Genomic DNA, 13,645 nt, shown 5'->3' with positions numbered 1-13,645 from the left:
CCCCTCACCCGCCCGTCGCGTTCATATGGCGGAAAATCACCGGCTCCGCCTTGAGGTCGAAATGATGGCGCTCGGGCTTGAGGTGCATGGACTCGACGATGGCCTGCCGCAGCTTGGCGGCGTCGCCGGGATTGGCCCGCAGCACCCGCTTGAGGTCCACCGAATGCTCATTCCCCAGGCACAGCAACAAGCGCCCCTCGGCGGTGAGCCGGACCCGGTTGCAGGTACCGCAGAAATTATGGCTGTGGGGCGAAATGAAACCGACCCGCGTCGCGGTGCCGACCACCCGGAAATAGCGCGAAGGCCCGCCGGTATTCTCGGGCGTGGGCAGCAGCGAGAAATGCTTGTCGAGGTCGCGGTGGATGGCGTCGCTGGAATAATATTCCTCGGCCCGGTCGTGGCCATCGACCACGCCCAGCGGCATTTCCTCGATGAAGCTGATATCCATCCGCTTGGCGACGGCATAGGCCACGAGGTCGCAGACCTCGTCGTGGTTGCGGCCCTTCAACACCACGGTGTTGAGCTTGACCTTGTCGAAGCCCTGCTCCAAGGCCGCGTCGATCCCGCGCAGCACCCGCGCCAAATCGCCGATCCGGGTCATCTGGCGGAAGCGCCCGGCGTCCAGCGAATCCAGGCTCACATTGAGGCGCCCGACCCCGGCGGCCTTGAGGTCGGCGGCGCAGCCCTCCAATTGCGAGCCATTGGTGGTCAGCGCCAATTCCCTAAGGCCCGGCAAACCGCCAATATCCCGCATCAAATCCACCGCGCCCTTGCGCACCAAAGGCTCGCCGCCGGTGATCCTGATCTTGTCCGCGCCCAAGGCCACGAAGGCCCGGCAAACGGCGGCGATTTCCTCCAGGGTCAGGATTTGGGCGCGGGGCAGGAATTCCATCTCCTCGCCCATGCAGTAGATACAGCGGAAATCGCAGCGGTCGGTGATGGACACCCGGAGATAATGGACCCGCCTACCATAGCGGTCGATCAAGGGATTGGCGTTCATGGTCATCGATTGTTTCGGCTTGATGACGCGATTCTGCCACGCCCCCCCATGACAGCCAAGTGTTTTACTGGGGAATTACCGTCAACAGGAACGCTAAAACCGCTAAGCGGGGGCCAGGGCCGCCCCCAAACCACGGCTCCAACGGATGGCGTCCAGGTACAGATGGGCCGGCACCACATCCGCCAAGCCCGCCGCGACCAGCGGGGCCGGATCGGCCCGCTCGAAGGCCAGGACCAGCCGCAAAGCCTCGCCCACCGGTCCCGCGCCTTCCAGCAAGGCGGCATCGACCGGGGCGGGCAGGTTCAGGGAGGACAGGATTTGCTCCCTGGGCAGGTCCATGACGGCGTCCAACAGGGAAAACAGGCCCGCGAGGTAATAATGTTCGGGATCGGGGCGCTTGAGGTGTTGGGCCAAGGATTCGCAGGTGCGCGCCCGCAAGGTCGCCATCGCCAGCAATTCGCGGGGTTGGTAGTCCACCGAGTTCATCAGGATCACCGAGGCCCAGTTCTTCACCCGGCCCAGCCCGAACACCAACACCGCCCGGCGGATCGACTCCACCGGCTTCCCCAGCCCGAAGAAGGCCGAATTGATCAAGCGCAGCAGCTTGTAGCTCAGCACCATATCGCGGCCGATCAGGGTTTCGGCCTCGGCGATGGAAATATCGGGGTTTTGCAGCGTGGCGAGCAATTCCAGCAAGGCCAGCCGGTTGCCCGGTATGTCGGGGCCGCGCAGCCGCCCCGGACGCTCGACGAACGCCCCCTGGAAATAATGAAATCCCAATTTGACGCAGCGCTCGAATTGGTCGCGGGTGCCGACCCCGGCGACCAAGCACCGCAGATCCAAGCCATGCCCGCCCGGCCATCCGGCCGCCCCGGCGGGGAGCCGGTCCGCATCGAACAGGCAGAGGGAAACATAGGCGGCTTCCCGGCGCAGCCAGCCAGGATCGCCGGCGGGATCGCACAAGGCGATGGCGTAGCCCAAATCCGCCAAGCGCCCGGCCACCGCGCCCAGTCCGGCCTCCCGCGCCACCGCGCCCGGCACGGCGAGGACGACCCGTTCCTTGGGCCAGCCCCATTCGGCGCAAGCGGCCAAGCCCTCGGACGGCACCCGGACCAAGGCCCGGCTCCCGCCGACCAAATCGTCCAGGGGCAGGCAATGGCTGGCCTCGCGCAGGGTCTCCGGCCCGGCCACGCCGCCACCGCCCCCGCGCAGGGCTTCCCGGCCGCAAAACCTCAGTTCATAGCCGAATATCTCCAAACCCCGGTCGAAAACCGGTAAACGCCCCACCATGCCATCGAACATATCGTTCACTCCGCTGGTCCAAGCCACGCCTTAAGGTAGGCAATGAATCGCCCCGCGACAAGGTTAGGGTCGATTTGTTTCGGCTCTAGTCCTACAATCTAAAGTAAACGTCGGACGGCCACACACCCCAATGACCCAACAGCCACGTCCCCCATCCGTTGCGCCAACCTACGCCTTTCCGACCGGTGCCCCGCACCGCCCCAGCCCCATCCCGTATCCGCGCCTGGGCCTCCGCGCAGGTGGCGCCACCACATCATACCTGCCATGGGGCCACCCCACCGGGCCACGCGGTCCCGGCCATCCATCGAAGACACCCAGTGGATATTCCAAGACGGCAATATGAACACGCTCAAATACCTATTCGAAGAGTCCTCCGCCTGCGCCGAGGATAACGTCGGTTTCCTCGAAGACCTGTACGAACGTTTCCAGCGCGACCCCGAATCGGTCGATCCCAGTTGGCGCGAGAAATTCAAGTCCATCCAGGAGCCGGTGCGGCTGCATCCCGCCGCCCAGACCGCTGCGGCGGCGCCCGCCGATATCGAGGAAGCCCTCCGCAAGCAGGCCGCCGTGGACCGGCTCATCTACCATTACCGCACCCGCGGCCACCAGGCGGCGGACAACAATCCGCTCAAGCTCGCCCCGCCCCCCACCCTGCCGGACCTGGACCCGGCCCATTACGGGCTGGACGCCGCCGACCTCGACCGCCCGTTCTACGTCGATATCATGCACGGCTCCAAGAAGCTGCCGCTGCGCGAGATCATCGCCCGGCTCAAGCGCACCTACTGCGGGGCCATCGGCTCCGAATACATGCACATCGTCGATAGCGAGATCAAGCAATGGGTGCGGGAACGGCTGGAAACCGCCACCGCCTGGGCCTTGCCCGACGCCGAATCCAAGCGCTGGCTCTTGAGGATGCTGACCGCCGCCGAGGGCATCGAGAAATACCTGCACCGCAAATACGTGGGCCAGAAGCGCTTCTCGCTGGAAGGGGCGGAAAGCCTGATCCCGCTGCTGGACGAATTGATCCAGCGCGCCGGCGACCAGGGCACGCAGGAAATCGTGATCGGCATGGCCCACCGCGGACGCCTCAACGTCCTCATCAACATCCTGGGCAAGAAACCCGGTTCCCTGTTCCAGGAATTCGAGGGCACCTACACCAGCGCCCCGCCCCATGCCAGCGCGGGCGATGTCAAATACCACATGGGCTTTTCCTCCGACCTGCAAACGCCCAAGGGTCCGCTGCACCTCGCCATGGCCTTCAACCCCTCGCACCTGGAGATCATCAGCCCGGTGGTGGAAGGCTCGGTGCGCGCCCGCCAGGACCGCCGCGACGGCGACGGCGAAACCGCGGTGCTGGCGGTGTTGGTGCATGGCGACGCCGCCTTCGCCGGGCAGGGCGTGGTGATGGAAACCCTCAACATGGCCGAAACCCGCGCCTACACCACCGGCGGCAGCATCCATATCGTCATCAACAACCAGATCGGCTTCACCACCAGCAACCCGTTCGACGCCCGCTCGACGCTGTATTGCACCGACGTGGCCAACATGGTCCAGGCGCCCGTGTTCCATGTGAACGGCGACGACCCGGAAGCCGTGCTGTTCGTGACCCAGTTGGCGGTCGATTACCGCATGAGGTTCAAGCGCGACGTGGTGATTGACCTGATCTGCTACCGCCGCCACGGCCACAACGAGGCCGACGAACCGGCGGTGACGCAGCCCGCCATGTACCGCTTCATCCGCCAGCATCCGCCGGTGCGGCGGCTCTACGCCGAAGCCTTGATCCAGGCGGGCGTCATCAGCCGCGAGGACGAACTGGGCATGGAGGAAGACTACCAAGGTTCGCTCAAGCGCGACGAGATCGTGTCGCGCCCGGTGCTGCCGGACGCCGCCAGCTACCTGAAAACCAGTTGGGACCGCTATCTGGGCGCGGAATGGAGCGTGGACTACGATTCGACCCTGGACCTCGACACCGCCCGCGAGCTGGCCGGACAGATCGCCCGCGTGCCGGAAGGTTTCGCGCTGCATTCCAGGACCGCCGCCGTCATGGACAGCCGCCGCAAGATGGCGGGCGGGGAAATCCCGATGGACTGGGGCTTCGCCGAAACCCTGGCCTACGCCTCCCTGCTCAAGGAGGGCTACAACGTCCGCATCAGCGGCCAGGACGTGGGGCGCGGCACCTTCTTCCACCGCCACGCCGTGCTGTACGACCAGGACAATGGCGCGGCCCACGTCCCGCTGCACCATCTGGACGGGCCGGGCGGCCAGTTCCATATCTACGACTCCCTGTTGTCGGAGGAAGGCGTGTTGGGCTTCGAGTACGGCTACGCCAGCTCCGAACCCGAAACCCTGGTGATCTGGGAAGCCCAGTTCGGCGATTTCGCCAATAACGCCCAGGTCGTCATCGACCAGTTCATCACCTCCGGGGAAACCAAATGGGGCCGCTTGTGCGCCCTGACCATGCTGCTGCCCCACGGCTACGAAGGCCAGGGACCGGAACATTCCTCGGCCCGGCTGGAACGCTACCTGCAACTGTGCGCCGAGCAGAACGTGCAGGTCTGCGTGCCGAGCAGCCCGGCCCAGATTTTCCACCTGCTGCGGCGGCAACTGGTGCGGCGCTACCGCAAGCCCTTGATCGTCATGACCCCGAAAAGCCTGTTACGGCACAAGTTGGCGATCTCGCCGCTGGAAGACCTGACGCGGGGCCATTTCCACAACGTCATCGGCGAGATCGACCCGCACGACCCCGACAAGATCACCCGCGTGGTGCTGTGTTCCGGCAAGGTGTTCTACGACCTGCTGGAAACCCGCCGCAAGGAACATCTGGAACATGTCGCCCTGATCCGCATCGAGCAGCTCTATCCCTTCCCGTTCGATTATTTCCTGGAACAGCTCTCCCCGTTCAACAACCTCAGGGAGCTGGTCTGGTGCCAGGAAGAACCCGAGAACCAGGGTGCTTGGCACCAGATCAAGCACCGTTTCCTATCCCTCCTGGAAAAAGACATCCTCCTCGGCTACGCGGGGCGCCCCATGTCCGCCGCGCCCGCCGTGGGCCAATTCCACCGCCACCTGGAACAGCAGAAGAAAGTCGTGGAAGACGCGCTGTTCCGGGCCGTGAACCCTCAACAATCCGTCAGGATCGTCCATGCGCATAGAAGTCACCGTCCCTAACCTCCCGGAATCCGTCAGCGACGCCGTCCTGCTCGACTGGCACAAGCGGCCCGGCGACCCGGTCCTAAAATCCGACAACCTCATCGACCTCGAAACCGACAAGGTCGTGCTGGAAGTGCCCGTGCCGGAAAACGGCGTCCTGCTGGAAATCCTCCGCCACAAGGGCGATGTGGTGGTCAGCGGCGAATTGCTGGCGGTGATCGACACCGAGGCCAAAGCCGCCGCCACGGCCCCCGTGGCAGCGGTCGCGACGCCCGCGGCCCCGGTGCCGGAACCCCCCAAGCCCAGCGCCCCGCCGCCCGCCGCCGCCCCGGAAACCCGGCCCGAATTCCCGCCGACCCTGAGTCCCGCCGTGCGCCGGATGCTGGCCGAACACGACCTCGACCCCGCCGCCATCCAGGGCACGGGCCGCGAAGGGCGGCTCACGCGGGAGGACGTGCAGTCCCATCTCGACCACCGGAAAGCCGCCCCGGCCCAACCGGCGGCGGAACCGGCCCGGCCCGCGCCCGCCCCGGCCACCCGGCCCGGCGACCGCCGCGTCCCCATGACCCGGCTCCGCGCCCGCATCGCCGAGCGCTTGATCGACGCCCAGCGTTCCACCGCCACCCTGACCACCTTCAACGAGGTCAACCTCAAGCACATCAACGACCTGCGCAAGCGCTACCGGGACAAATTCGAGCAGGCCCACAAGGTCAAGCTGGGCTATATGTCCTTCTTCGTGAAGGCGGCGGTGGAAGCCCTGAAGCGCTATCCCATCGTCAATTCCTCGGTCGAGGGCAACGACATCGTCTACCACGACTACTACGACATCGGCCTCGCGGTCTCGACCGACCGCGGCCTGGTGGTGCCGGTGCTGCGCGACGCCGACCAAAAGGATTTCGCCGACATCGAAAAGGCCGTGGTCGAATTCTCCAAACGCGCCCGCGACGGCAAGCTGACCTACGAGGAACTCAACGGCGGCACCTTCACCATCACCAACGGCGGCATCTTCGGCTCCATGCTCTCGACGCCCATCCTCAACCCGCCGCAAAGCGCCATCCTGGGGATGCACGCCATCAAGGACCGCCCGGTGGTGGAGGACGGCGAGATCGTGGTCCGGCCCATGATCTATCTGGCCCTGTCCTACGACCACCGCATCATCGACGGGCGCGACGCCGTGTCCTGCCTCTACACCATCAAGGAACTGCTGGAAGACCCCGGCCGCCTGCTGCTGGGCGTCTGAGCCACGCGCCCACGGGCATGAAAAAACCGCCGCCAGGGGCGACCCCGGCGGCGGTTTTTTACGGGCGGCGCTCAGGCCGGGGCCGTTCCCAGCATCCCCTGCCGCACGATGAAAGCCACCACCTCGTCCAGGCCCGCGCCGGTCTTGAGGTTGGTGAACACGAAGGGCCGCTCCCCGCGCATCCTGCGGGCGTCGCGGTCCATCACCTCCAACGACGCGCCCACATGCGGGGCCAGATCGGTCTTGTTGATGATGAGCAGGTCGGAGCGGGTGATGCCGGGACCGCCCTTGCGCGGAATCTTGTCGCCCGCCGACACATCGATCACGTACAGGGTGAGGTCGGCCAGTTCCGGGCTGAAGGTGGCGCTGAGGTTGTCGCCGCCGCTCTCCACCAGCACGAAATCCAGGTCGGCGAAGCGCTGGCACAGTTCCTCGACCGCCGCCAGGTTCATCGAGGCGTCCTCGCGGATGGCGGTATGGGGGCAACCGCCGGTTTCCACGCCCAGGATGCGTTCCTCGGGCAGGGCTTGGCTGCGGATCAGGAATTGCTGGTCCTCGCGGGTATAGATATCGTTGGTCACCACGCCGATCTGGTAATCGCCGCGCATACGCTTGCACAGGGCATCCACCAGGGCGGTCTTGCCGGAACCCACCGGGCCGCCGACACCTACTCTCAAGACGGGTTTGTCGGACATCTTTCATTTCCAAAGTTGAGGGGAAAAACCGTGGCCCGGAGCTGCGGCCAGTTCAAGAACGGAACAGCCGGGAATACTGGGTCTCGTGGCGGGCGCTGGCCAAGGCCAGCCCGAAAGCGCTGCCGCCGATATCGGCGTCGGCCAGGGCCAAGGCCCGTTCCACCTGGGCGGGCAAGCGGGCGGCGAGTTCCAACGACAGGCGCTGCCCCGCCACCTGCCCCAGCGGCACCAGCTTCACGGCGCACAGGATTTGATTCTCCAACCAGCCCCAGGCATAACCCAGCAGCGCCCCGCGTTGATCGATGTCCCATTCCACCGCCGCCAGCGCGAAACCATTGGCCAGCGTCGCCGCCGGATCGCGGGTCCAGGCGGCGGCGCGGGCCACGCCCAGGGCATCCAACAGCCGGGCCAGGGCCTGCCCGGTCTGGCGGTCCTCGGCCCGGAGTTCCGAGGTTTCCCGGCAAGCCTGCAAACGGCGGCTCCAATGGGCCACGGCCCCGGCATCGTCCGCCGCCCAGGCCGCGTGCAAGCGGGCCAGCACCGGCAAATCCACCCGCCCCAAACCGCGTTCCAGCACGCCGGACAGCCATTCCAAGGCGTCGGCCTCGGTCGCGATCCAGCCATCCTCGACCGCCCGCTCCATGCCCTGGGAATAGCTGTACATGCCGATGGGCAAGGCCGGGCTGGCCAGTTGCAGCAGGCGGACCAGGGCCAGATCAGTGCCCATGGCCATGATAAGCGCCGGCTTCCGGCTCGAACGGGGCGGATTCGTGGGCCGGGTCCAGCCCCAGGCCGCGCACCATCCCATCCAACACGGGATCGGCCAGATAGCGCAGTTCGCCCGGCGCGATCTGCAAAGCCACATGGCGGTTGCCCAGGTGGTAACAGGCGCGGGCGAACAACAGGGCGTCGCCGGTCTTCACGACGGACAGGGCTTCGGGCGCGGACCGGACCGCCACCACCTCACCCGTGGGTCCGGTCAGCAGGTCGCCGCCGCGCAGCACCTTCCCGCGGGGCAGGAATAAACCGACTTGCGCACCGCCGTCGGTCCGGGCCAGGAGGCGGCTTTTCTGGCGGGCGTCATAAGGCAGGGTCAGGGTATCGCCGTGGGGCGTGCCGGGCGCGGCGGATTCGGTCAGGCTGTACATCGGTTCACTCATCCGGGGCCAGATCGACCACCACGATGGCGTTGTGATCGCGCCACCGCAAGGCGATCACGAACGGACGCGCCCGCACCGCCGCCTTGATCCGCTCGCTGGGACCGCGCAATTTCACCGGCACGGAAATCTGCAACCCCGTCCCGAAATGACGCCGGGCATTCCCCGCGATGGTATTGGCGATCTCGCCCACGGCGTCCAACAGGTTGGCCTCGCTATGGTCGTATTCGCCCCAACAGCGCAGCAACTCGCGGACCATGCTATCCGCCGCCGAAAAATGCACACAGCCCCGGAAACGGCCCGAACAGGTGATCAAGCCGATATAGGATTCCGAGGGCGGAATATCCTGCGCCAAATAGGCGGAGCGGATGGTGGCGGGCTCGTCGGTGCTGGTCTGGAAATAATGGGTCACCGCGTCCACGAATACTTTCAAATCGATTTCGGCCAGCTCGGGCATCCTCGTCCTCCTGTTCTCAAGCGACCAATTCCAACAGCGCGTTGACGAGTTGCTCGTCGGTGAAGGGCTTATATAAAAACCCCTGCGCCCCGCGTTTCAGCGCGTCGATGGCCGTCGCCTTGTCGCTCAGGGCCGATACCACCAGGATTTTGACGGCGGGACAGATTTTCACCATTTCCTCCACGCAGGTATTGCCGTCCATTTCCGGCATGGTCAAATCCATGGTGACAATATCGGGCACGATTTGCCGGCAAACCTCGATGGCCTCGACCCCATTCCGCGCCAGACCCACGATACCCATGCCCTGCAATTCCGGCAAGGCCGCGACCCGGACGATGCGCCTGCGGATGATATTGGAATCGTCCACGATCAGCAGTTTGAGTTTCATGCCGTAGCTTCCTCCGCCGGTATCGGGAAACAAATACTGAACTGGGTATAGCTATATTTCTCGGTAGCGATACTCAAGCGCGCGCCCAATTCGCCGATCATATGCTTGACCACATCCAAGCCCACCCCATGCCCGGCGTCGCGGCCCACGCTGTCGGCGGTGCTGAAACCCGGCTCGAATATCTTCATGACGATTTGGTTATCGTCGAATTCCCGCAACTGGGCTTCGGTATACAACCCCCGGCGCAGCAATTCGGCGCGGATATCCTCCGCGATCAAACCCCGGCCATCGTCGCGCATCACGAATTCATATTCGTCCTCGCGCTGCTTCAAGAAAACCTGCACCGTGCCGGTCACGGCCTTATTCCAGATCAAACGCTCGCTCCGGCTTTCGATGCCATGCACGATGGCGTTCCGCAATAACTGCAAGGCGATATCGTTCAAACCATGGCGGATTCGGGGCGGCAATACCGCCATCAAAGCCAGGTCGGTTTCCAATTCCACCTGTTTGGCATGGTCCTCGGCGATACGCTGCGCCAGCGCGGTCATATTCCTGACCAACTCGGGTTCGTTGGGCTCGCTGAAAGCCGCCTGCAAATCGGATAGGCGGCGGCTCAATTCGCGCACCTGGCCGATGCGGTTCAGGAAATCGTCCAAGGGCAAGGGCAAGGCCAGCAAGTCGCGGCCCAGCACGGTGGATTTGCCGCGCAATTCGGACAGCATATCCTCGAACCTCTGCGCCAAATCCTCGAAAATCCCCAAACCCAGCGCCGCCGCCTCGCCCTTGAGGGTATGGGTTTGGCGGAAGATTTGATTGATGGCTTGACGATAATCCCGGCTGTTCTCGATATTCCGCAATTGGTCGTTGATGCCCAATAGCTCGCGCTCGGCCCGGCCCAGATAATGTTTCAAATGGGCCGGATTCACCTTGAGCAAATCCAACAAAACCTCCATTTCGGCCTTGGCTTTTTGTTTGGCCGCCGCCAATTCCTGCTCCAAACGCACCTGGGTGGTGACATCGAACACCGTCACCAGCAAATGCACGATCTTCCCGTGTTCCAATACCCGGTTGAAATACAGGCTCAAATAGCGCTGGCGGCCCTGGCCCTGGGCATCGGCCAATTGCACGGGCAGGTTGACCAAGGGATTCAGGTCTTGCACCAGCGATTCCTTGACCCGGTCGCCCAACAACAGGCCGATATACTCGGTCGCGGCCTTCAATGATTCAGGGCTGACCATATCGGCCAGGAGGGTGCGTAAATCGTCCCCCGCCTTAATCGGCTTGCCCAAAATGGCCGACAGGGAAGCCGAGTATTGCGAGCCTATCGAGAAATCCTGCCCCAGCAAGAACAAACCCTCGCGCACCGTGCCCAGGATTTCGGAAGTTTCCTGGCGGGCCTTCTCGACCCGCCGGTCGTTTTCGAGCAGGCGGCGGATGAATTTGAACAGGATGAAACCGAAATTGAGCAAGGCCAGCAAAATACCCGCCGTTTGCACTTGGCGCAGGGTATTGGCGCGTTGGTTGGCGGCGGATTCGAGCTGGTTGGTGAACTGGTTCATCAAATCCAGCAAATCCAGGTTGTAAACCTGGGCATAGCGCACGGCGGCTTCCAAGGTCAATTCCCGTTCCGCGCTTTTGTCCTGGGCTTCCTCGACCCCGATTAAATGGGCGTTGAACAGCGCCCGGATATCGTCGTTGGTGCGCTTGATCGTGATTATCCGCTGGAACAAGGGCTGCCATAGCCTATCCGCCCTGGCCAGCACGTCCTGGGCGGCGGGAATGGCGACCGCCTTCAAAGTGGCGGGCTGGTTATCGGCGCTGACGACCGTCCCGCCCTGGCGGAAGGCTTGCAGGGTTTGGTTGAACCCCAGGGCGGAGGTATATATTTTCTCGATAGACGCATTCACATCCTGGAGTTGCTGGGCATCTTGCAACCCGATCAATAACTCCTTGGTCATGCGCTGCGATAACATCCTTTGGCGTCCGGCCAAATTGATTTCGACGGCGCTTTCCGAAATCTTGTAGGAGATATAGAAATTCAGGACCAAAACGGCCAGGTCGAAAATCAGGAAGAAAGCCACCGCGACGATGATTTCACGGTACTTACCCAGAAAACGCTGCGAATCAGGGGCGCTCATCATATCGACTCCTGGTGATGGGACTTGCCGGGGGATGGCGATGGCCCGCCACCGGCGGCGGGAAGATTCCCGTCCCGATGGCGCGGCCCGGACCCCGGTCAGAACAAGAAATACCGCTGCGCCATCGGCAACACCTCGGCGGGTTCGCAGGTCAGCAAGACCCCGTCGGCCCGCACCGCATAGGTTTGGGCATCGACCTCGATCCGGGGTTGATAGGCGTTGTGTATCAAGTCCTTCTTGCCGATGTCTCGAGTATGGGAAACCACACCGATCAATTTTCCGAGTTGCAAACGCTGGGCCACACCGGACTCGAAAGCCGCCTGGGACAGGAAGGTCATGGAGGTGGCGCGGCAGGCGTCGCCCAGCGCACCGAACATGGGCCGGTAATGCACCGGCTGCGGGGTCGGGATCGAGGCGTTGGGATCGCCCATGGGCGCGGCGGCGATGAAGCCGCCCTTGAGGATCAAACTGGGCTTCACCCCGAAGAAAGCCGGGGACCACAGCACCAAATCGGCCAGTTTCCCCACCTCGACCGAGCCGACCTCGTGGGCGATGCCATGGCTGAGGGCCGGGTTGATGGTGTATTTGGCGATGTAACGCTTGATGCGGAAATTGTCATTCCCAGGATTATCTTCCGGCAGCGGGCCGCGCTGGGCCTTCATCTTATGAGCCGTCTGCCAGGTGCGGATGAGCACCTCGCCGACCCGGCCCATGGCCTGCGAATCCGAGGACAGCATCGAGAACGCACCCAAATCGTGCAATATGTCCTCCGCCGCGATGGTTTCGCGGCGGATGCGCGATTCGGCGAAGGCCACGTCCTCGGGAATCGCCGGGTCGAGATGGTGGCAGACCATCAACATATCGAGATGCTCGTCCACGGTGTTGACCGTATAGGGCCGGGTCGGGTTGGTGGACGAAGGCAGGACGTTGGCCTCGCCGCAGGCTTTGATGATATCCGGGGCATGGCCGCCGCCCGCGCCCTCGGTGTGGTAGGTATGGATGGTGCGGCCCTTGAAGGCGGCGAAAGTGTCCTCGACGAAACCGGATTCGTTGAGGGTGTCGGTGTGGATGGCGACCTGCACATCGTATTCATCGGCCACGGACAGGCAGCAATCGATGGCGGCGGGCGTGGTGCCCCAATCCTCGTGCAGCTTGAGGCCGATGGCCCCGGCCCGGACCTGCTCCACCAAGGCGGCGGGCAGGCTGGCGTTGCCCTTGCCCAGCAGGCCGATATTCATGGGCAATCCATCCACGGCTTGCAGCATGCGGTGGATATTCCACGGGCCGGGCGTGCAGGTGGTGGCGTTGGTGCCGGTGGCGGGTCCGGTGCCGCCGCCGATCATGGTGGTGACGCCAGACATCAGGGCCTCCTCGACCTGCTGCGGACAGATGAAATGGATATGGGCATCGATGCCCCCGGCGGTGAGGATTTGGCCTTCGCCGGCGATGACCTCGGTGCCGGGACCGATGACGATATCGACCCCGGCCTGGATGTCCGGGTTGCCGGCCTTGCCAATCCCGGCGATGCGCCCGGCTTTAATGCCGACATCGGCCTTGACGATGCCCCACCAATCGACGATCAGGGCGTTGGTGACGACGGTATCGACCGCCGTGGCGGAATCCTGCTGTCCCTGGCCCATGCCATCGCGGATGACCTTGCCGCCGCCGAATTTCACCTCGTCGCCGTAGACGGTGAAATCCTTCTCGACCTCCAGGAACAGGCCGGTATCGGCCAGCCGCACCTTGTCCCCGGTGGTGGGACCGAACATCTCGGCATAGGCGTGTCGCGATATCCGGCTCATGGCTGGTCCTCCAAAGCGCCCATGACTTCCTGGCGGAACCCGTAGACTGCCCGCCCGCCCGCGAACGGCACCAGCCGCACCTCGCGCTCCTGGCCCGGCTCGAAGCGCACCGCCGTGCCCGCCGGGATATCGAGCCGGTGGCCACGGGCCTTCGCCCGGTCGAAGCCAAGGGCCGGGTTGGTCTCGGAGAAATGGTAATGGGAGCCGACCTGGATGGGCCGGTCGCCGGTGTTCGCCACCGTGAGGACGAGGACGGGACGGCCCGCGTTCAATTCGATGCTGCCGTCGGCGGGGATGATTTCGCCTGGGATCATGG

The 13,645-nt window shown here is 64.2% G+C and carries 12 protein-coding genes; 2 read left to right on the top strand and 10 right to left on the bottom strand.

Translation table 11 applies throughout. The features are described from left to right. Positions 1-4 precede the first annotated feature (4 nt). Both moaA and K5658_RS11445 read right to left on the bottom strand, forming a co-directional pair. Positions 5-1,006 carry a GTP 3',8-cyclase MoaA gene (gene moaA, locus K5658_RS11450; protein ID WP_221063266.1) on the bottom strand — a complete coding sequence of 334 codons (1,002 nt, stop codon included), beginning with the start codon at positions 1,004-1,006 and terminating at the stop codon, positions 5-7. Between the two features lie 96 nt (positions 1,007-1,102). Then, positions 1,103-2,302 carry an EAL and HDOD domain-containing protein gene (locus K5658_RS11445; protein ID WP_246628641.1) on the bottom strand — a complete coding sequence of 400 codons (1,200 nt, stop codon included), beginning with the start codon at positions 2,300-2,302 and terminating at the stop codon, positions 1,103-1,105. Between the two features lie 339 nt (positions 2,303-2,641). On the opposite strand from K5658_RS11445, the gene K5658_RS11440 reads away from it, so the two are divergent. Together K5658_RS11440 and odhB are read left to right on the top strand one after the other, a co-directional pair. Next, on the top strand, positions 2,642-5,470 hold the full coding sequence (locus K5658_RS11440) for a 2-oxoglutarate dehydrogenase E1 component (RefSeq protein WP_221063264.1): 2,829 nt from the start codon (positions 2,642-2,644) through the stop codon (positions 5,468-5,470). Next, positions 5,445-6,692, top strand: coding sequence for a 2-oxoglutarate dehydrogenase complex dihydrolipoyllysine-residue succinyltransferase (gene odhB, locus K5658_RS11435; RefSeq protein WP_221063263.1), 1,248 nt, complete (start codon positions 5,445-5,447; stop codon positions 6,690-6,692). The genes K5658_RS11440 and odhB overlap by 26 nt, the downstream gene beginning before the upstream one ends. A 71-nt stretch (positions 6,693-6,763) precedes the next feature. Here odhB and ureG read toward each other — a convergent pair whose 3' ends face one another. From ureG to K5658_RS11395, 8 genes are all read right to left on the bottom strand, one after another. Beyond that, positions 6,764-7,387: an urease accessory protein UreG gene (gene ureG / locus K5658_RS11430; RefSeq protein ID WP_221063262.1), complete on the bottom strand. Its 624-nt coding sequence runs from the start codon at positions 7,385-7,387 to the stop codon at positions 6,764-6,766. A 52-nt stretch (positions 7,388-7,439) separates the two neighbouring features. Beyond that, on the bottom strand, positions 7,440-8,120 hold the full coding sequence (locus tag K5658_RS11425; protein WP_343223241.1) for an urease accessory protein UreF: 681 nt from the start codon (positions 8,118-8,120) through the stop codon (positions 7,440-7,442). Then, a complete protein-coding gene (gene ureE / locus K5658_RS11420) occupies positions 8,104-8,547 on the bottom strand; it encodes an urease accessory protein UreE (RefSeq protein ID WP_281425885.1) in 444 nt (147 codons plus the stop codon). The genes K5658_RS11425 and ureE overlap by 17 nt, the downstream gene beginning before the upstream one ends. Next, positions 8,540-9,001: a chemotaxis protein CheX gene (locus K5658_RS11415; RefSeq protein ID WP_221063261.1), complete on the bottom strand. Its 462-nt coding sequence runs from the start codon at positions 8,999-9,001 to the stop codon at positions 8,540-8,542. Before K5658_RS11415 ends, ureE begins: the two co-directional genes overlap by 8 nt. A 16-nt stretch (positions 9,002-9,017) precedes the next feature. Continuing rightward, a complete protein-coding gene (locus K5658_RS11410) occupies positions 9,018-9,389 on the bottom strand; it encodes a response regulator transcription factor (protein WP_085213708.1) in 372 nt (123 codons plus the stop codon). Further along, positions 9,386-11,530, bottom strand: a complete 2,145-nt coding sequence (locus K5658_RS11405) for an ATP-binding protein (RefSeq protein ID WP_221063260.1) — start codon at positions 11,528-11,530, stop codon at positions 9,386-9,388. The genes K5658_RS11410 and K5658_RS11405 overlap by 4 nt, the downstream gene beginning before the upstream one ends. A 95-nt stretch (positions 11,531-11,625) precedes the next feature. Continuing rightward, positions 11,626-13,329 (bottom strand): urease subunit alpha, encoded by a 1,704-nt coding sequence (ureC, locus tag K5658_RS11400; RefSeq protein WP_221063259.1) that lies wholly within the window; start codon positions 13,327-13,329, stop codon positions 11,626-11,628. Continuing rightward, entirely contained in the window at positions 13,326-13,643 is a 318-nt protein-coding gene (locus K5658_RS11395; RefSeq protein ID WP_221063258.1) for an urease subunit beta, read from the bottom strand. The genes ureC and K5658_RS11395 overlap by 4 nt, the downstream gene beginning before the upstream one ends. Between the last annotated feature and the right edge of the window lie 2 nt (positions 13,644-13,645).

This window comes from Methylomagnum ishizawai, from assembly GCF_019670005.1.
In the GTDB taxonomy this organism is placed as follows: domain Bacteria; phylum Pseudomonadota; class Gammaproteobacteria; order Methylococcales; family Methylococcaceae; genus Methylomagnum; species Methylomagnum ishizawai.
Note: the sequence above shows the minus strand (reverse complement) of the source record. Positions and strands in the feature narration are given on the sequence as shown.

Bases quoted from the DNA above. Each gene is read 5' to 3' on its own strand.
- moaA (WP_221063266.1), bottom strand. From the start codon at position 1,006: ATGACCATGAACGCCAATCCCTTGATCGACCGCTATGGTAGGCGGGTC.
- K5658_RS11410 (WP_085213708.1), bottom strand. From the start codon at position 9,389: ATGAAACTCAAACTGCTGATCGTGGACGATTCCAATATCATCCGCAGG.
- odhB (WP_221063263.1), top strand. From the start codon at position 5,445: ATGCGCATAGAAGTCACCGTCCCTAACCTCCCGGAATCCGTCAGCGAC.
- K5658_RS11440 (WP_221063264.1), top strand. From the start codon at position 2,642: ATGAACACGCTCAAATACCTATTCGAAGAGTCCTCCGCCTGCGCCGAG.
- K5658_RS11425 (WP_343223241.1), bottom strand. From the start codon at position 8,120: ATGGCCATGGGCACTGATCTGGCCCTGGTCCGCCTGCTGCAACTGGCC.
- K5658_RS11405 (WP_221063260.1), bottom strand. From the start codon at position 11,530: ATGATGAGCGCCCCTGATTCGCAGCGTTTTCTGGGTAAGTACCGTGAA.
- ureE (WP_281425885.1), bottom strand. From the start codon at position 8,547: ATGAGTGAACCGATGTACAGCCTGACCGAATCCGCCGCGCCCGGCACG.
- K5658_RS11445 (WP_246628641.1), bottom strand. From the start codon at position 2,302: ATGTTCGATGGCATGGTGGGGCGTTTACCGGTTTTCGACCGGGGTTTG.
- K5658_RS11395 (WP_221063258.1), bottom strand. From the start codon at position 13,643: ATGATCCCAGGCGAAATCATCCCCGCCGACGGCAGCATCGAATTGAAC.
- ureG (WP_221063262.1), bottom strand. From the start codon at position 7,387: ATGTCCGACAAACCCGTCTTGAGAGTAGGTGTCGGCGGCCCGGTGGGT.
- K5658_RS11415 (WP_221063261.1), bottom strand. From the start codon at position 9,001: ATGCCCGAGCTGGCCGAAATCGATTTGAAAGTATTCGTGGACGCGGTG.
- ureC (WP_221063259.1), bottom strand. From the start codon at position 13,329: ATGAGCCGGATATCGCGACACGCCTATGCCGAGATGTTCGGTCCCACC.